Here is a 17,648-nt window from a genome sequence, read left to right on the forward strand (position 1 = left end):
GGGCTTGGTTAATCGGATGAGCCGCGTGAGTGAAACTTAAAATCTATTCATTTGATGCGTCCTTTAAAAAGTCTTGCATTTTTTTATTGACCAACTCAGCTTGATCTATGGATAAAAAATGGCCTGCATTTGTAATCATTTCTCCTTTTCCTTTTGGAAGTTCGTTGGCGATTTTAACCGTTTTCTCTACATTGATCATATCGTCATCACCAATTAAAACTAAAATAGGCATTTTTAAGGATTTTAGTTCGCTATCAGAGAAAGGCTTCATACTCGTCATGAATTTGTTTTCCGAATCTTTTTTGATCCCAATTTTATATTGCTTTAAGTACACCTCACTAATATTAGCAGCATCGCTTGACATACTTTCTAAACTTTGCTCAATTTGTTTTTCTTTTGAAGAAAATAGGGATACTATATTTTTAAATAATTCTGTACTTGGTCTAATCCATGTAAAGGTTTGCGCAGGACTTAATAATATCAAGCTTTTTATTTTTTCCTGGTGGTTTAGTGCTAAATTAACGGCTAGCCAACCACCTTTTGAAGCGCCAATGACATGAAAGTTATCCAATTCTAAAACGAACAAAACTTCCTTGTACCAATCGATTGCTTTTTCTACACTTTCAATATCCTTATACAAATAGGATTTTCCTGGTTCTAAAATAAAGTCAATGGCAAACACGCGATGGTTTTCAGTTATTGCTTCGATATTTGGATACCACATGGTAGAACTTGCATTCATACCGTGAAGTAAGACCACTGGTTCTCCATTTTTAGGACCACTTACAATAACATGCGCAATTCCGTTAGTTGTGGTAATGTATAATTCTTCAAAATTGACATTCCATAATTTTAATGATTCGTCGTATGCCTCATAATAAGCCTTATCAGAAGCGGTGGCTTTTTCTATATAGTCTGGAGTTTTTTTAAAATTATTGTATTTGTCAGTACAACTCATAAATAAAATAAAAAACGATAGCCATAAAAATAGTTTCATATAGGTTTTGTGAATTTTTGTAAACCTAAGTATAATTAGGTATGGTTATTTGAGGGTTATTTTAATGTACTCATATGTGACCAAGAGTATATGGTGTATTATTTTAGAATTGTTTATTTTTCCGACTTATAATTCAATAAAATATTATTAATCTCTCTTACAGAATTAAATCTAGTAAATTCTTTATTCTCTCATTCAGATTTTAGGGATTATTATGAAACTATGGTCACAACTATTTTAGCCTTTAATTGAATTTATCAAATTACTAAAAACATTTCATAATAAATTAATTTTTTTTATCCTATCAACCCTACTCAGAAATAGGAAACCCACGATCTTTCATCAAAGCTTCAATCTTAGCATCACGACCTCTAAACTTTCTATAAGCTTCAGCAGGATCCATGGCATTTCGTGGTGCGAATAAATATTTCACAAGTTTATCTGCAACCGTTTTATCATAAAATCCACCTTCGGCTTCTCTAAAAGCTTCAGAAGCATCACTCGTTAAGACATCTGCCCACATGTAACCATAATAAGCCGTTGCATACCCTTCGCCAGAAAACACATGACCAAAATGTGGCGTTCTATGGCGCATTGGCAATTCTTTCGGCATGCCTAATTCGTCTAATGTTTCACGTTCAAACTTATCGATATCAATACCTGTTGGATCTGCTAAATGTAGTTTCATGTCAATTAATGCAGAGGCTAAATATTCTGTAGTTCCAAAGCCTTGGTTAAATGTGGAAGCTTTCTTGATTTTTTCAACCAATGAGTTAGGTATTGGTTCTCCTGTTTTATAATGTACCAAAAATTGGTCAATCACTCTATCTGTAGATAACCAACGTTCTAATAATTGAGACTGGAATTCGGTATAATCTCGAACGCCTCCGTTTAAGGTTGGATATTTTACATCGGCAGAAAAGAAGTGAAGCGCGTGACCAAACTCATGAAAAAACGTGGTGGCATCATCCCAAGATATCAAAACAGCTTCGCCTGGAGCAGGTTTTACAAAATTGGAATTGTTTGATGCCAAGATATTTTTTTCGCCTTCAAAAGAATCTGAACTTCTATAAGTGGTTGCCCAGGCTCCAGACCGTTTTCCTTGACGTGCATATGGATCTAAATACCATAAGCCAATATTCTTTCCAGAATCTTTATCGGTAACTTCCCAAACTTTTACATCGTCGTGAAACACAGGAACTGAACCTTCTTCAACAGGTGAAAACTTATAATTGAACAATTCTCCGGCAACATAAAACATAGCTTCTGTTAGTTTATCTAATTGCAAATATTGCTTTACCTCGTCGCTATCTAAATCATATAACTTTTTGCGGACTTTTTCAGCATAATACCTATAATCCCATGGTTCGATGGTAATGTTGTCGCCAAGTTCGTTGGCTACGCTTTGCATATCTGATACTTCTTCCTGTACTCTTTGTTTTGCAGCTGGCCAAACGGCCATCATTAAATCCATTGCGTTTTCAGGTGTTTTTGCCATGCGGTCCTGTAATCGCCATTCAGCATAGTTATCATAACCCATAAGCCCAACCCGTTCTTTACGCAATCTTAAGATTTCGGCAATGATTTCATTATTATCATAGTCATCTGCATTATCTCCTCTCGAATAATAATTTTCCCAAACTTGCTTTCGTAACTCGCGATTGGTAGAATAGGTGAGGAATGGATCCATTGAAGAGCGTGTGTTAGTAATGGCATATTTACCTTCTTGCCCTTTATCAGTGGCAATTTTTGCGGCCGATTTTATAAATCCATCAGATAAACCACCCAATTGATCTTCGTTTAAATAAGTAATGTAGTTTTCTTCGTCGTGCAAAACATTATTGGCAAAGTCCGTATAAAGCGTAGAAAGTTCTTTATTAATTTCGGCATAACGCTTTTTCTTTTCGGCATTCAAGTTGGCTCCATTCATTTCAAAGCGTTTATAGGTTAAATCTACCACGCGTTGTGCTTGCGGTTCTAAAGGCGTTTTTTGAGAGGCTTCATAAACCGTTTTAATGCGTTTGAATAATTTTTCGTTTTGGGAAATTTGAGATCTAAAATCTGAAAGTTTAGGTGCTAATTCTGCTTGTACATCCCTGAATTCTGGTGAGGAGACATTGCTTCCCATGACGCCATAATACGCAGATACACGGTCCAGTGCTTTACCAGCTTTTTCCATGGCAACAATGGTATTATCAAAAGTTGGCGGTTCTGGATTGTTCGCTATGGCTTCTATTTCGGCTAAATTTAGCTTCATGGCTTCTTCCATAGCAGGTTTTATGGCTTCAACGGAAATTTTATCGAATGCTGGAACACCTTCATAAGGGCCTGTCCATTTTTGGATTAGTATGTTATCACTCATGGTTTTTTCGGTTGTTTCTTTGGTTTCTTCTTTACAGCTTGAGAATAGAATTATACAACAAATTAAAGCAGCTTTAATGGACTTGGAAATCATGGTTATTAGGTTTTATTTGGTGAAAACAGCTAGGGATTTATTAAGCGAACAAGGTACTTAAAATAGGGTAGAAGAATCTTAAATTTTTTATAATTCTTGGAGGTTGGTAATTAAATATTGACTTGATAAATGTTGACACGATTAACACTAATTATTACGAATCGATACAGGCCAGAAATAATAAAAAATCACACAGAGATTCGCAGAGTTTTCACTGAAATGCACGAAGAAAAAGAGTAACACCGATTTTATCGGATGGATTGCACTTTCTGTTTTATGTTACTTTCATCCTGAAATATTTTCGGGATTGTGGGAGTAAAATATATAACTAAATGCGTAGGGATTATTTAAAGGATTACAGAATTACTCCGTGAATCTCTGTGCACTAGCTTAATCAATCAACTCCACTTTCTTAATATATACATTTTTCAAAGGCCATTCGCCTTCATCGGTTTCTACGGCAGCGATTTTATCAACGACATCCATTCCGGAAATAACTTCACCAAAAACGGTATAGTCACCATCCAGATGATAGGCACCATCTGGTTTTTGAACAATAAAGAACTGATAAGGTGAGGCCAATTTATAGGCATTTTCAATTTCGCTACTAGGCATGGAAACAGCGCCTCTTTTGTGCGTGTAACCGCGTTTGGTATCTGGTGGTAAAAGATACCGTCCTATATTTTGTCTTTTTTTATATAAATTCATGCCATCACCACTTCCTCCTTGGATCACAAAGTTATTTACCACTCTGTAAAACTGTGTGTTATCAAAATAATTTCTTTTGGTTAGGTAAACAAAATTGGCTCTGTGGAATTTGGTTTTATCATACAGTTGAATATCAATTGTACCGAAATCGGTTGTTATCCGTACTTTATCTTCTTTGTTTTCTTTCTCATATTCCAAAAAGAATTCCATCGCGTTTTCATCAGTAAGTTTTGGGAATTCTGTTTTTGACTTCTTTTTGGGTTTATTTTTAGTTTTGGTTATCGTTGAATCTTTTACGACTGTTGTATCTGTTTTTTTTGAAGTTTGTTTATCTTCACAATTCAGAAGTAACAATCCAATTCCGATAACCATTGTAAACACTAATTGAAATTTCATAAATGCTATTTAGTAAGTTTTTAGAATCTGTAGTAAAAATAAAAAAACTAGAACTTTCTGGCGAAGACTCGCATGCAAAAATGTCTCCGCCTTATCGATTGGAACTTGCAGAAAAAATGAAATCGAAATATGAAACCGCTAGAAAAGCAGGTGTTATGGCATTGTTTTACCCAAATACCAATGATGAAACTTATTTAGTTCTTATTCTGAGAAAAACGTATAGAGGTGTACATTCTGCACAAGTTGGATTTCCTGGTGGAAAATACGAAGATGAAGACCAAAACGATTTAATGAAAACTGCTATTAGGGAAACCGAAGAAGAAATAGGTGTGTCTGGTACGCACATTGACGTTTTAAAAAAAATGTCTCCTTTATATATACCGCCAAGTAATTTTATGGTGCATCCATATATCGGAATTTCGAAGGAATATTTAATTTTTACAAAACAAGATGAAGAGGTGGAAGCAGTTATAGAGGTAAAGCTTAGCGATTTTTTAAGCGATAGTAATACCTTAACCGCAAGAGTACCAACCTCTTTTGATGTAGAAGTAGATGTTCCAGCTTTTAAATTTAATGGTCATATTGTTTGGGGAGCAACAGCAATGATGCTAGGCGAAATAAAAGACTTGCTAAAACAGGTTTTATAACTTTATGGTTACATTTGTAATCGACTAAAATTTGAAAATTAACTATGGGATTATTCAAAAGAAATCCTTTCGGACATATACTTTGGATTAAAAAATGGCTCATTAGAATCTTGGGCGCTCTAACACATCAGCGTTTTAGAGGTTTTAATGACTTACAGATTGAAGGTTCAGAAATTATTAAAGATTTGCCAGATACTAATGTGTTGTTCATTTCTAACCATCAGACGTATTTCGCAGATGTTATTGCGATGTTTCATGTGTTTAATGCAAGTTTAAGCGGGAGATTAGACAATATAAAAAACGTCGGTTATCTTTGGAACCCGAAATTGAACATGTACTACGTAGCGGCAAAGGAAACCATGAAATCTGGTTTGCTTCCAAAGATATTCGCCTATACAGGTTCAATCAGTATTGAACGTACTTGGCGTTCACAAGGTAAAGAGGTGAACCGACAAGTGAAGATGAGTGATATTACCATGATAAAAACAGCGTTAGATGATGGTTGGGTAATTACATTTCCACAAGGGACGACCACACCATTTAAACCTATTAGAAAAGGAACAGCTCATATTATCAAAACCTATAAACCCATTGTTGTACCTATTGTTATTGACGGTTTTAGACGTTCGTTTGATAAAAAAGGACTACGAATTAAAAAGAAGAATATTTTTCAATCCTTTGAGATCAAAGAACCTTTGGAAATAGACTACGAAAATGAATCTATTGCGGATATCGTTGAAAAAATTGAATATGCCATCGAGCAACATCCATCGTTCTTAAAAGTGATTCCGCAAGACGTACTTGAAGAAAATGAGCGGTTAAATAGGGAGTTGCGGGATATGTAAAAAAAAGCCCCTTTCTCTCAGCATAAGAATTACTTAGTATAGTTATCTTCTCCATAGGGGAACAGAGAAGGTATTGGTCTTCAATTCTGGCATTTAGTGATATTTTTATTTGTTGAACGATTTTACATTTTCAGCCTTTCGTAATTTTCCAAATCCACCTCTTTTTGTATCCATTTTCCATTCATATGTTGCCATTTGCTGAATTAAAAATCATATTTAAAAACATGTATGATGTTCATGTGCTCCTAAATGCTAAAACGAATTAATTTCGATATAAAACTTAAACTTCCAACTTCTTCAATTCCTGATAATTTCTATTCAATCGCTTAATTAAAATGCCATAAATCAACTTATAAAACAACCATATCAATCCTAAAAATAAGGCTGTAATTCCTATAGCAACGAAAGCCATAAAAACTAATTGTGTAGATGACGCAGCTTCTAGTTGTTCTGAAATTTCTGGATGTTCATTAATGGAAAAATAAAGCGAAACAGGAATACTAATTAAAGCAATGGATAAATTATAGATCACGTAATATTTAATGACCTTTCTTGTTTTTAGTATACTCTCCATTAATTTTTTCGCATTGTCGGTAACAGAAATTGCTTTGTGCGCTTTCCATAAAAGATATACAAATACAATAATAACTGCATAGCTGAGAATATTCAATGCCATATAAATCCAGCTATGACTCATCTCTTCTAATTGGGCCTTCAATTTATCTGAAACCACAAAGGGTAAGAAATTCATCAATATCCAAAACCCTAGTTCTGCAACACTTACGTAAAACAAAGTCTTTACAATAGAAGATGATTTTTTATGCAACATTGGGTAGATATCAGAATCGGAATAGTTTTTAAATTCAGCTGTATCTTTATTCCAATTTTTCTTTAATAATTCTAATTCATCCATAATCTTACGGATTTAGTATGGTTCTTAATTTCTTTTTCACACGATTCATTTTTACGCGTGCATTGACTTCTGTTATACCTAGAGTCGCGCTAATTTCTCTGTAATCTTTGTCTTCTAGGTACAAGAAAACTAAGGCTTTTTCAATATCATTTAATTGATGTACGCCTTGGTATAAAAGTTTTAATTGTTGTTCTTCGGTATCGTCATATTCTTCAGCTTTTATTTTAAATTCTACAGCATCAAATGCTTGGGTGTTAATGCGTCTTTTCGATTTCCGGTATAGCGTAATTGCAGTATTCAATCCTACTCTGTACATCCATGTACTAAATTTTGCATCCCCTCTAAATTTTGGAAATGCTTTCCACAGTTGTATAGTGATTTCTTGAAACAGATCGTTGTGAGCATCGGCATTGTTGGTGTATAATCGGCACACCTTGTGTACAATGTTTTGATGCTTTTGCAACTGTTCTACAAAGCTATGTTCTAGTTCTTTGTTCAATTGATGAAATTGGTTAGTTGTCTAATTAGTAGTATCAGTTTAGGTTTTGTTACAAATTTATTCAACTAATGTTTTAAAAGGGAATTTTTGCCTCGATAATTCGTATTTTTGCAAGTGAAATTTCAATCCTATATGTGATGAACATTCCTCAGTCCAACCTACCAAGAATCGTCATTGTAGGAGGTGGCTTTGCTGGAGTAAATTTAGCCAAAACTTTAGCAAATAAAAATGCACAAGTCGTTCTCATTGACAAGCACAACTATCACACATTTCAACCTTTATTGTACCAAGTTTCGAGTTCTGGATTAGAACCGGATTCCATAGCTTATCCTTTACGAAAAATTATAAAAAAGCATAGAACTTCTTTTTTCCGTTTGGCAGAAGTGGAGCAAATTGTCCCTAAAAATAATGAAATCATTACCTCAATTGGACATTTGTCTTACGATTATCTCGTACTTGCCACAGGAACAAAAACCAACTATTTTGGCAACAAAGCGATTCAATCCAACAGTATGCCAATGAAGTCTGTTCCTCAGGCATTAAATATAAGAAGTCTTATTTTACAGAATTTTGAAAAGGCAGCGGTTGCAGATACAAAAGAAGAACGGGAGGCCTATTTAAATTTTGTAATTGTTGGTGCGGGACCAACAGGTGTGGAGCTCGCAGGCGCTATAGCAGAACTTAAAAATAATATTTTGCCAAGGGATTATCATGATTTGGATCCTGACGATATGCATATTTATTTATTGGAAGGAGCAGAGCGTGTATTGCCACCAATGAGTGAATATGCCTCAAAAAAAGCAGAAGAGTTTTTAACAAATTTAGGCGTGAAAGTGCGATGCAATACCGTCGTTAAACATTATGATGGATCTACGGTGACCACAAATTCTGACTTAAAAATGGAATCGGAGACCTTAATTTGGGCTGCAGGAGTTACAGGAGCTCCAGTACAGGGTTTAAAAGCTGAAGCTTTAATGGATAACACAAATCGTTATAAGGTGAACCAATTCAACCAAGTGGAAGACTATACTAATATTTTTGCCGTTGGCGATATTGCAATAATGACTTCTGAGGATTACCCAAAAGGTCATCCACAAGTGGCACAACCTGCTATTCAGCAAGGAAAATTATTAGGCAAGAATTTATTGCGATTAATTGATAATAAACCACTACAACCATTTGTTTATAAAGATAGAGGCTCAATGGCGACTATTGGTAGAAATAAAGCCGTTGTGGATTTAAAACATTACAAATTCGGAGGCTTTTTTGCTTGGTTTGTTTGGATGTTTGTGCACTTAATGTCTTTAGTTGGTTTTAGAAATCGTGTGATTGTACTCTTCAACTGGACCTACAATTATATCAATTTTGATAAGGCTGCACGATTAATTATTAGGCCTTTTAAAAAGTAAGATTTAAGAATCCTGAAGTTTTAAAATTCCAATCACAATTAAATATTGGGCCAGAGCATATGTTACCATTATGCTAATATTTGAATATATTATAGGTTGATAAAACTTGTTAAGTGCCAGAATGCTATCGGAAATCATAAATAGTAAAGCCCCTAAAAAAACAAGTCCATAACTTAGTATGTTTACGCTGCCTTTCCTTAAATAAGCAGAAGTTGCCATACTTAAAATAACGAGCATATATATAACAACCGGAATCAGCATCACACCCAAATTATCCTTTAGAAAATAGAATAAGCAAGATGCATAGAGGAGTAGCAAAGCAATAAAACCGAATGGCGATTTTGACTTGTTGAGATGTTTTATAAACACTAAGACATACATGATATGTGCCGTTAAAAATGCGACTAAACCCAACGTAAAAAAGTGTTGGGATGTATCTACAAACATTAATAGTATATCACCAAGCAAAGAAAAAAACAAAGCAAAAAGAGTTAAGTTTTTTATGGTTTTTGGAAGGGAATAAGAGGTTTTTACAAACAAAAAAATAAGACTGATAACTATGGCAGGTTTGGCTATATAATGTGCATATTGTAAAGCTGCAGTACTTCCCGATAAGAGTTCAAATAGAACAATAATAAAGAATAAAATGCTGAATTGTTTCTCAGTTTTAGTTAGCATTAAATTAAGTTTGAATTAAAATTTATTAGACATATAAGTGAACAAGGCAAACAAAATGATAAAACTAAATATTAAGATTAAATTCTCAAAGCTCTCAAATTGCAGTGAAATCTGATAGGCTACAGCCATACTTATTATAAATCTGAATGCTAAATTTTTAATTATACCCACAGTCCAAATATATTCAATTCGTCATTGAAAATACACAGTTCGGTAAATTACAATTCTTTTATAGCGTAAAAATGTGGAAGTTTGTCTCATCAATTTATGTCGAACTTCATTGAGTATCATACTGAAGTAAATTCAGCACAAGAAAAACGAACTTTTAATCAATCAAACCATGAACAAGCTAATCACCATTCTAATTTTACTTTTTACCGGTTTAGCATATTCACAGACCACCATTTCAGGAAAAGTTACAGACACAAAAGACAAATCCATGAACGGTGTTAATATCTATTTAGAAGGCACTTATGATGGTGCAACCACTGACGATCAAGGCAGCTTTACATTTACAACAGATGAAAAAGGGACACAAACTTTAGTCATTTCGTTTCTGTCTTATGAAACTAAGTCCATTATAAAAGAGGTTTCGGAGATGAATAATCTCATAATTAAATTAAGGGAAAGTGTAGAGTCTTTAGATGCAGTGGTTATTAGCGCAGGAACTTTTGAAGCCAGCGATAACAGTAAAGTCTCTGTTTTAAAACCTTTGGATGTTGTCACTACAGCAAGTGCTTTAGGCGATTTTGTTGGTGCGTTACAAACGTTACCAGGAACGTCCAATGTGTCAGAAGATGGCCGTCTGTTTGTGAGAGGCGGAAATGCTGATGAAACGCAAATATTTATAGATGGCATACGTGTTTTTACGCCATATACACCAACAGCAAATAATATTCCGACGCGTGGACGATATTCCCCATTTTTATTTGATGGAATTACATTTTCAACTGGTGGTTATTCTTCAGAATTTGGACAAGCCTTATCAAGTGTTTTACTTTTAAATACTATTGACGAACCCGATCAAGAAAAAACGGATATTGGAATAATGACGGTTGGTGCTGCGCTAGGAAACACCCAAAAATGGGAAAAATCATCGCTGAGTTTCAACGCTTCTTATATAAATCTCGCACCATATCTAGAGCTTTTTGAAGATAGAAACGATTGGCATAAACCTTATCAAGGCGCACAAGGCGAAACTGTTTTTAGACAAAAGTTGAATAATGGTTTATTGAAATTTTATGCCGCTTTTGATACGTCTAAATTCGAATTAACCCAAGACGATATTAACTTAAGTGAAGGGTTGGACTATAAGCTAAATAACAATAACTTCTATTTAAACACATCCTATAAAGGAAGTTTGGGAAATAGCTGGAGCATCCAAACCGGATTGAGTTATACGTTAGCAGATACAGACCTGGGAATTCAGTCGAGCGAAATTAGCGATATAGAGAATTCGGCCCATTTAAAGTTAAAGTTAAGAAAACGCTTCAGCAGTCGATTCAAACTTAGTTTTGGTGCGGAACAATTTATAACGGATTTTGAAGAAAACTTCAAGGAAGGCACATTTGATGCGACTTATGGTTATAACAATAACATCACAGCCGCATTTGCAGAAGCAGATTTGATATTCTCTAAAAAACTGGCTTTAAAAGTGGGGTTGAGAGCGGATCATAGTTCAATTTTTAGTACAACAGATGTAGCGCCAAGAGCAGCTATAGCTTATAAAAGCTCAAAGAATGGTCAATTTTCTTTGGCTTATGGTAACTTTTTCCAAAACCCGAATAGCGCTATCTTAAAGTTTAATCAAGATTTAAAGGCTGAACAAACCTCGCATTATATTTTGAATTATCAGTATGTAAATAACGGCAAAATTTTTAGGGCTGAAGCGTACAGAAAAGATTACGATAATTTGGTAAAGTTCGATTCTGAATTTGAAAGTTTTGAGAGTAATTTTAAGTCTTCAGGAGATGGTTATGCCCAAGGAATCGATTTATTTTGGAGAGATAATACAGGTGTCAAAAACGTCGATTATTGGGTAAGTTATTCGTATTTGGATACCGAACGAGATTATCGAAACTATGAAACCGCGGCTCAACCGAGTTATGCCACCAAACATAACTTATCAATAGTAGGTAAATATTGGATAGACAGTTGGAAAAGTCAAGTTGGCGTTTCTTATGGTTTTTCTTCAGGTCGTCCGTACACCAATCCAAATACCAATGAGTTTTTAGCCGAACGTACAAAATCGTTTAATAGTTTAAGTGTGAATTGGGCTTATTTACTCAGTCCACAAAAGATCTTGTATTTCTCGATAAATAATGTCTTAGGAATCAAAAACATAAATGGTTATCAATATGCAGATTCTCCAGATTTTAACGGACAGTTTAATAGACGTGCCTTAACGCCTGCAGCAGACCAGTTCTTTTTTGTTGGTTTCTTTTGGACCATTAGTGAAGATGGTACAGATAATCAATTGGATAATTTGTAGAATTCAGATTCCAGATTTTAGGGATTTTTTTAAAATTCTGTAGTTCTTGCTTAATTATAACAACATAATTTTTTGACGGATTTCGACCGTTAGTGATGTCTTTCTTCATAATAATTGAGTCGTATAATCTTGAAAAATCAATTATAATTTGAAATGTTAAAAACAGTCAGAATCCATTTGATATGACTTTTATCATAATTTTTACGCTCAATGATATTTAACTTTATACTATTAAATTAAACGTCATGGAACTCAAGAAAAACCCAAAAGCCAATGTAGGTCGAAACAGCAGTTTGTATTTTGCTGTTGGCTTAAACGTAATGTTACTCCTTACATATTTAGGACTAGAACATAAGACTTACGAGACAGAAGCAACAAAGATTGATATCTTAATGTTAGACGATCAGATCGATGAAGACATTCCGATAACCACAATAGATATTGTTCCGCCTCCTCCACCACCTGCTCAAAAACAAATTGTTACTGAGATTATAGAAGTTGTTGAAGATGTTGAAGATGTTGAAGAAAGCTTGATAGAAAGCACAGAGGTAGGGCAAGATGATATTATTGACGATCGCGAAGTTGGAGTAGAGGATGTCGAAGTAACAGAAGTGGAAGAAGACATTGAAGTGCCTTTTGCAGTCATTGAAAAAGTACCACAATTTCCAGGTTGTACTGGTAATAATACAGAGTTAAGAGCTTGTTTTGAGCGAAAAATCCAAGAGCATTTACAGAAAAATTTTAGATATCCTAATGCCGCGGCGGAGCTTAATATACAAGGTAGAGTGTTCGTTTTCTTTTTAATTGATAAAAATGGAATGGTTACTAAAATTAAAAGTAGAGGACCAGATCAACTTTTAGAAACTGAAGCAGAACGAATTATAAGTTTGTTGCCTAAAATGAAGCCTGGTAAACAACGGGATAGAAGTGTGAGCGTGCCTTACAGTATTCCTATAAACTTTAAATTACAAACACAATAACTATTTATTTCCCTTACTAAGAAAACAAAATCCCTGAAAAGGGATTTTGTTTTTTATAAATATGGATTTTTTAGTTTGTACCAATTGCACAATTCATCATCATATACAAAAGTACCAGAAGGTTGCATACCAATTTTTTTAAGAATGCTGTTAGAGGCACTATGGTTGACATCAGCTGCTGCGCCAATTTCTTTTAATTTTAAATCTTTAAAGCCATAATCTAAAGAAGCAAATGATGCTTCTGTGGCATAACCTTTTCCCCAGAACTGTTCTTTAAGCCTGTAACCTAAATCATAATAGTTAAATTCTTTTCTCAATTGGTCTTCGTATTTAAGTCCGGCCCAACCAATAAAAGCATTGGTAGATTTTTCTACCATGGCTAAACGACCTAAGCCATTGTTTTTGTATTGTTCTAAAATATTAGCAATCATGGCTTCAGATTCTGAAATCGTTTTTACAGGTTGATTCCCTAGGAATACATGAACTTTAGGGTTAGAATCTAACTCAAAAAAATCATTGGCATCAGCTTCTGTAACAGGTCTTAGAATAAGACGTTTGGTTTCTAGTTTAATAGTCATTCTTTTTTAAAATATACGGTTTCAATTTTTTCTTCACTAAACTTTTCAAATTCAAGACTAATTAGGTAAGAAAACCAAAGGTGCATCAATCCATTGTTCTAATTATTTTCAACAAAATATAGCAAAAATTTAGTCATATAGAATTAAGTCTGTATCTTTTATCTCAAAATCGTATGACAACAAATTATTAACAAGTCTTAAAAGTATATGGAGAAGCAACAGATTATAACATTTGGTGAGGTGTTACTGCGTATTTCACCGAGAGGTAACAAAACATTTATGCAATCCAATAATGTTGAATTTTATTTTGGAGGTACGGAATTAAATGTCAGCATTTCCATTGCTAATTTTGGTGGAAGCGTAAAGCATATTAGTGCTGTTTCTGAAGATTTTATTGGAGATACGGCTATTTCATATATTCGGAAGTTTGGTGTAAGCACTTCTTCCATAGTGCGTTCTAAACGACCTTTGGGTGTTTACTTTTTGGAAGTTGGAGCTGTAATGCGACCAAGCAAAATTTCTTATAATAGATCCCATTCCTCATTTTCTGAAATTTTACCTGCTATGGTCGATTGGGAAAAGGCGTTAAGAAAAGGCAATTGGATGCATTGGACAGGTATAACGCCTGCATTGACCCAAGGTGCTTACGATACCTTAAAAGAAGGTCTAAAATTAGCCAGGGAAAAAGGGTTGACCGTTTCTGCAGATCCGACCTATCGTAGTGGTCTATGGAAATATGGCCAAGATGCCAAGGGAGCATTAACTGAATTATTGCACTATTCCAATATTTTTATTGGTGGTATTAATGAAATCAATGAAGTTTTGGGTACCAATTACAGTTATTCTAACGACGATTTCCTGAAAGCAAGTAAACAACTCATGGAAACTTTTCCAACAATCGAAAAAGTATTTGACAAAATTAGAACTTCCTTAAATTCATCATGGCATAAAATTAGAGCACGAATGTGGAACGGAAAAGAATTCCGTGAAACAGAAGATTTAGAAATTACGCACATCGTAGATCGTATTGGAACTGGTGATGCCTTTGCCGCAGGATTAATTCATGGTTTACAACATTATGACGATTATAAAGCTATGCTTTTTGCAAGTGCTGCCTGCGCCTTAAAACATACCTACGAAGGCGACGTAAACCATAGTGATGTTAATGATGTGGTTAAAATTATTGAAGGGAATATTTCTGGGCGTTTTGAACGATAGACATATAATTTTAAACAAAAGAATTAAATTTTAATAAAATCAGTTCTGTTTTTATTAAAGTCAATTCTGTCATTCCGAATGAGGTACGAAGAGGAATCTCACTGTTTTAAGATTTCTCCTCACTCTCCCAATTGCTATACGAATCACTCTATTGAAATGACAAAATAATTGTAAAAGCTTATAAAAGCTAGAGTAAATGAAATGACATTATTGGGTTTTAAACTTTAAATTGATAATAAACAAAGAGTCGACTACTTTCCAGCGATTTCAGGCTTATCATAATACTTCTTTTTCAACCAAAACGAAACACGAACCAATAAAATCAACGCTGGCACTTCAACCAAAGGCCCAATAACGCCTGCAAATGCCTGGCCTGAATTCAGTCCGAAAACAGCTATAGCAACGGCAATAGCCAATTCAAAATTGTTTCCTGCTGCAGTGAATGCAACTGCTGTAGTTTTATCATATTCCGCTCCTGTGGCTTTGGTAAAGAAAAAGCCAATGATAAACATTACGGTGAAATAGACCAATAATGGCACTGCAATGATTAAAACATCCAGTGGGATTTCAACAATTAATTCGCCTTTCAAAGAAAACATAATCACGATTGTAAATAACAATGCTATCAAAGTTAACGGTGAAATAGTCGGTATGAATTTCTCAGTGTACCACACTTCACCTTTAAGTTTTACCAAAATAAGCCGGCTCAAAATGCCCAAAGCAAAAGGAATACCTAAATATATGGCAACACTTTCGGCAATCGTGGCTATAGAAATATCTACGATGGCACCTTCAAATCCAAAATAGGGTGGAAGTACTGTGATGAAAATCCAGGCGTAAAAGCTATAGGCGAATACTTGGAAAATACTGTTCAAAGCAACCAAGCCAGCGCCATATTCGCTACTGCCATCGGCTAAATCGTTCCAAACCAAAACCATGGCAATGCAACGTGCCAGACCAATTAATATCAGTCCGACCATATATTCCGGATAATCACGTAAAAATATAATCGCTAAAAAGAACATCAACACCGGACCAATAATCCAATTGAGGATTAATGAAATGGAAAGTATTTTTGTGTTTCTAAATACTTTAGGCAATAAAGCAAAATTAACTTTGGCCAATGGTGGATACATCATGACGATCAACCCAATAGCAATGGGAATGTTGGTACTTCCGCTGCTATAAGAATTCACGATTTCTGGAAATGATGGAAAGAAATAGCCAATACCTACGCCAATAGCCATTGCGGCAAATATCCAAAGTGTTAAATAACTATCTAGGAAACTGAGTTTTTTAGTGGCCATTTTTTTAGGAATTGATTTGAGAGAAAACGTAAAATAATTCAGTGGCGATTTGTAGACTTCTTTCCCTATATTTTTCAGCTTGTTGTGGTGTGTTATCGAAAGCCTTTGGATCTTCAAAAGTAATTGGAATTCGTTTTTCAGCTCCCAAAACAAGAGGACAAGCTTCGTTGGCAGAATCACAGGTCATAATGGCTGCAAACCTAGATTTTGGATTAAAGTCATCATCCAATTTTTTTGAAAATCCGATAACAGGATGTTCATTTTCGGCGTATTTAATACTGTAAACCGGATTTTCACCTTCGGAAAGTGTTTTAATTTCGAAACCGGAATTCTGTAAAGTTTCAGCCGCCATCGGAAAAAGTGCTGTGGCTTCCGTTCCTCCAGAATAACAGAACACATTTTTAATATTAAAGTAATGTGCCATGGTTTGTGCCCAAACTTGAGACAAATGACTGCGTCGCGAATTGTGCGTGCATATGAAATTGAGACGGATTTCCGCATCATTTGAAACTTTGGACTGAATAAATTCAGTCAAATGTTGTAAAACTGCTTTTCGGTCTTCTGAAATAGTCTCAGGATTTAGTGCCTTAATTATAGATGCTATTCCTGAAAACAAGGTTGATGGTGTGGCTATCATTTTTTGAATGTTATAAGTTTAGCAGCAATTTCCGCTTGGTGAGCAACAAGGTTCATCGTTAAGTTCCGCTAATTTTACTTTTGGTTTTTCAACGGGAACACCGCATTGGTCTTTTGCCAAACAATCGGTTTGTTTATTGGTTAATAGGAAATGTTTGCCGTCAAAGTCCAATCCGAACTTTCCAATGGTATCGCCTTGATATTCTACTTCGATTTCTAAATCTTCGATACCCAAAACCTTTTCTGATAACTCAATAATATCTACTAATTTTTCAGGATGTAATCGGTGGTCATAGTCGTTGGCATTCCATAGTTGAAAGTTCACGACTTCTTCGTTTCTTACCGTGCCACCACAATCAATGAAGTGTTTTGTGATTTTTCCAACTTCTGTCACGTGAAAATGGTTAGGGACTAATTCGCCATTTGGCAATTGAAACGAAATCGTTTCCAGTTGGTTCAGTTTGTTTTTTACTTCTGATAATTTCATTTTTTATGTATTTAATATGTTTATGGTAATTTTTAACAGCAACTTCCTTTTTCAGAAATATCCTGATCCAAAAACTGATGCATCACTGCTTTCATTTTGGTCCAATTTTCGGTATCGATGCAATAGCAAACACTTGTGCCTTCTACGTTACCTTTTATGAGACCTAAATGCTTCAATTCTTTAAGATGTTGGGATATGGTTGGTTGTGCCAATCCGATTTCGTTTACTAAATCGCCACAAACACAAGTGTTAATTTTAAATAAATGTTGTAAAATAGAAACTCTCGCAGGATGCCCAAATACTTTGGCAAATAGTGCAATTTCGTTTTGTAAATCGGTAAACATTTCGGTTTTTGCTAATCCCATGTTGCTTTTTATTTGTTCATTGCAATATTACGATTAATA

17 protein-coding genes are annotated in these 17,648 nt (G+C 34.6%); 6 read left to right on the forward strand and 11 right to left on the reverse strand.

Annotated elements, in window-relative coordinates:
- Nucleotides 1-43: 43 nt before the first annotated feature.
- The 3 genes from HM990_RS07575 to HM990_RS07585 all read right to left on the reverse strand — a co-directional run bounded on the left by HM990_RS07575 (nt 44) and on the right by HM990_RS07585 (nt 4,556).
- Entirely contained in the window at nt 44-997 is a 954-nt protein-coding gene (locus HM990_RS07575; protein WP_178988345.1) for an alpha/beta fold hydrolase, read from the reverse strand.
- Nucleotides 998-1,307: 310 nt separating this feature from the next.
- Nucleotides 1,308-3,452, reverse strand: coding sequence for a M3 family metallopeptidase (locus tag HM990_RS07580; RefSeq protein ID WP_178988346.1), 2,145 nt, complete (start codon nt 3,450-3,452; stop codon nt 1,308-1,310).
- Nucleotides 3,453-3,842: 390 nt separating this feature from the next.
- Nucleotides 3,843-4,556 carry a peptidylprolyl isomerase gene (locus HM990_RS07585; protein ID WP_178988347.1) on the reverse strand — a complete coding sequence of 238 codons (714 nt, stop codon included), beginning with the start codon at nt 4,554-4,556 and terminating at the stop codon, nt 3,843-3,845.
- A 2-nt stretch (nt 4,557-4,558) separates the two neighbouring features.
- On the opposite strand from HM990_RS07585, the gene HM990_RS07590 reads away from it, so the two are divergent.
- Together HM990_RS07590 and HM990_RS07595 are read left to right on the forward strand one after the other, a co-directional pair.
- Entirely contained in the window at nt 4,559-5,203 is a 645-nt protein-coding gene (locus HM990_RS07590; RefSeq protein WP_178988348.1) for an NUDIX hydrolase, read from the forward strand.
- Nucleotides 5,204-5,247: 44 nt separating this feature from the next.
- The gene (locus HM990_RS07595) at nt 5,248-6,048 is read left to right on the forward strand and encodes a lysophospholipid acyltransferase family protein (RefSeq protein WP_178988349.1); all 801 of its coding nucleotides are present in this window, start codon (nt 5,248-5,250) and stop codon (nt 6,046-6,048) included.
- Between the two features lie 280 nt (nt 6,049-6,328).
- On the opposite strand, the gene HM990_RS07600 is transcribed toward HM990_RS07595, so the two are convergent.
- Together HM990_RS07600 and HM990_RS07605 are read right to left on the reverse strand one after the other, a co-directional pair.
- Nucleotides 6,329-6,961 carry a hypothetical protein gene (locus HM990_RS07600; RefSeq protein WP_178988350.1) on the reverse strand — a complete coding sequence of 211 codons (633 nt, stop codon included), beginning with the start codon at nt 6,959-6,961 and terminating at the stop codon, nt 6,329-6,331.
- Nucleotides 6,962-6,965: 4 nt separating this feature from the next.
- On the reverse strand, nt 6,966-7,460 hold the full coding sequence (locus HM990_RS07605) for an RNA polymerase sigma factor (protein ID WP_178988351.1): 495 nt from the start codon (nt 7,458-7,460) through the stop codon (nt 6,966-6,968).
- A gap of 137 nt (nt 7,461-7,597) precedes the next feature.
- Between HM990_RS07605 and HM990_RS07610 the strand changes: the two genes are divergently transcribed.
- On the forward strand, nt 7,598-8,869 hold the full coding sequence (locus tag HM990_RS07610) for an NAD(P)/FAD-dependent oxidoreductase (protein WP_178988352.1): 1,272 nt from the start codon (nt 7,598-7,600) through the stop codon (nt 8,867-8,869).
- Between the two features lie 3 nt (nt 8,870-8,872).
- On the opposite strand, the gene HM990_RS07615 is transcribed toward HM990_RS07610, so the two are convergent.
- Nucleotides 8,873-9,547, reverse strand: coding sequence for a lysoplasmalogenase (locus tag HM990_RS07615; RefSeq protein ID WP_178988353.1), 675 nt, complete (start codon nt 9,545-9,547; stop codon nt 8,873-8,875).
- 340 nt (nt 9,548-9,887) lie between these two features.
- On the opposite strand from HM990_RS07615, the gene HM990_RS07620 reads away from it, so the two are divergent.
- Together HM990_RS07620 and HM990_RS07625 are read left to right on the forward strand one after the other, a co-directional pair.
- Nucleotides 9,888-12,038 carry a TonB-dependent receptor gene (locus HM990_RS07620; RefSeq protein WP_178988354.1) on the forward strand — a complete coding sequence of 717 codons (2,151 nt, stop codon included), beginning with the start codon at nt 9,888-9,890 and terminating at the stop codon, nt 12,036-12,038.
- Between the two features lie 245 nt (nt 12,039-12,283).
- On the forward strand, nt 12,284-13,018 hold the full coding sequence (locus HM990_RS07625; protein WP_178988355.1) for an energy transducer TonB: 735 nt from the start codon (nt 12,284-12,286) through the stop codon (nt 13,016-13,018).
- Between the two features lie 53 nt (nt 13,019-13,071).
- On the opposite strand, the gene HM990_RS07630 is transcribed toward HM990_RS07625, so the two are convergent.
- On the reverse strand, nt 13,072-13,596 hold the full coding sequence (locus HM990_RS07630) for a GNAT family N-acetyltransferase (RefSeq protein ID WP_229719411.1): 525 nt from the start codon (nt 13,594-13,596) through the stop codon (nt 13,072-13,074).
- 207 nt (nt 13,597-13,803) lie between these two features.
- Between HM990_RS07630 and HM990_RS07635 the strand changes: the two genes are divergently transcribed.
- A complete protein-coding gene (locus HM990_RS07635; protein WP_178988356.1) occupies nt 13,804-14,814 on the forward strand; it encodes a sugar kinase in 1,011 nt (336 codons plus the stop codon).
- Between the two features lie 251 nt (nt 14,815-15,065).
- Here the strand turns inward: HM990_RS07635 and arsB are convergent, their stop codons facing one another.
- The 4 genes from arsB to HM990_RS07655 are packed head-to-tail and all read right to left on the reverse strand — an operon-like array spanning nt 15,066 to nt 17,609.
- A complete protein-coding gene (gene arsB, locus HM990_RS07640) occupies nt 15,066-16,121 on the reverse strand; it encodes an ACR3 family arsenite efflux transporter (RefSeq protein WP_178988357.1) in 1,056 nt (351 codons plus the stop codon).
- 4 nt (nt 16,122-16,125) lie between these two features.
- Nucleotides 16,126-16,758 carry an arsenate-mycothiol transferase ArsC gene (locus tag HM990_RS07645; RefSeq protein ID WP_178988358.1) on the reverse strand — a complete coding sequence of 211 codons (633 nt, stop codon included), beginning with the start codon at nt 16,756-16,758 and terminating at the stop codon, nt 16,126-16,128.
- A gap of 18 nt (nt 16,759-16,776) precedes the next feature.
- Nucleotides 16,777-17,244, reverse strand: a complete 468-nt coding sequence (locus tag HM990_RS07650) for a DUF6428 family protein (protein WP_178988359.1) — start codon at nt 17,242-17,244, stop codon at nt 16,777-16,779.
- A 32-nt stretch (nt 17,245-17,276) separates the two neighbouring features.
- Nucleotides 17,277-17,609, reverse strand: a complete 333-nt coding sequence (locus HM990_RS07655; RefSeq protein WP_178988360.1) for an ArsR/SmtB family transcription factor — start codon at nt 17,607-17,609, stop codon at nt 17,277-17,279.
- Nucleotides 17,610-17,648: the final 39 nt, after the last annotated feature.

The sequence above is a fragment of the Winogradskyella schleiferi genome (assembly GCF_013394655.1).
Classification (GTDB): domain Bacteria; phylum Bacteroidota; class Bacteroidia; order Flavobacteriales; family Flavobacteriaceae; genus Winogradskyella; species Winogradskyella schleiferi.

What these genes read in the sequence shown, in the direction of transcription:
- HM990_RS07575 (WP_178988345.1), bottom strand. Translation starts at nt 997, where the DNA reads ATGAAACTATTTTTATGGCTATCGTTTTTTATTTTATTTATGAGTTGT.
- HM990_RS07580 (WP_178988346.1), bottom strand. Translation starts at nt 3,452, where the DNA reads ATGATTTCCAAGTCCATTAAAGCTGCTTTAATTTGTTGTATAATTCTA.
- HM990_RS07585 (WP_178988347.1), bottom strand. Translation starts at nt 4,556, where the DNA reads ATGAAATTTCAATTAGTGTTTACAATGGTTATCGGAATTGGATTGTTA.
- HM990_RS07590 (WP_178988348.1), top strand. Translation starts at nt 4,559, where the DNA reads ATGCTATTTAGTAAGTTTTTAGAATCTGTAGTAAAAATAAAAAAACTA.
- HM990_RS07595 (WP_178988349.1), top strand. Translation starts at nt 5,248, where the DNA reads ATGGGATTATTCAAAAGAAATCCTTTCGGACATATACTTTGGATTAAA.
- HM990_RS07600 (WP_178988350.1), bottom strand. Translation starts at nt 6,961, where the DNA reads ATGGATGAATTAGAATTATTAAAGAAAAATTGGAATAAAGATACAGCT.
- HM990_RS07610 (WP_178988352.1), top strand. Translation starts at nt 7,598, where the DNA reads ATGAACATTCCTCAGTCCAACCTACCAAGAATCGTCATTGTAGGAGGT.
- HM990_RS07615 (WP_178988353.1), bottom strand. Translation starts at nt 9,547, where the DNA reads ATGCTAACTAAAACTGAGAAACAATTCAGCATTTTATTCTTTATTATT.
- HM990_RS07620 (WP_178988354.1), top strand. Translation starts at nt 9,888, where the DNA reads ATGAACAAGCTAATCACCATTCTAATTTTACTTTTTACCGGTTTAGCA.
- HM990_RS07625 (WP_178988355.1), top strand. Translation starts at nt 12,284, where the DNA reads ATGGAACTCAAGAAAAACCCAAAAGCCAATGTAGGTCGAAACAGCAGT.
- HM990_RS07630 (WP_229719411.1), bottom strand. Translation starts at nt 13,596, where the DNA reads ATGACTATTAAACTAGAAACCAAACGTCTTATTCTAAGACCTGTTACA.
- HM990_RS07635 (WP_178988356.1), top strand. Translation starts at nt 13,804, where the DNA reads ATGGAGAAGCAACAGATTATAACATTTGGTGAGGTGTTACTGCGTATT.
- arsB (WP_178988357.1), bottom strand. Translation starts at nt 16,121, where the DNA reads ATGGCCACTAAAAAACTCAGTTTCCTAGATAGTTATTTAACACTTTGG.
- HM990_RS07645 (WP_178988358.1), bottom strand. Translation starts at nt 16,758, where the DNA reads ATGATAGCCACACCATCAACCTTGTTTTCAGGAATAGCATCTATAATT.
- HM990_RS07650 (WP_178988359.1), bottom strand. Translation starts at nt 17,244, where the DNA reads ATGAAATTATCAGAAGTAAAAAACAAACTGAACCAACTGGAAACGATT.
- HM990_RS07655 (WP_178988360.1), bottom strand. Translation starts at nt 17,609, where the DNA reads ATGGGATTAGCAAAAACCGAAATGTTTACCGATTTACAAAACGAAATT.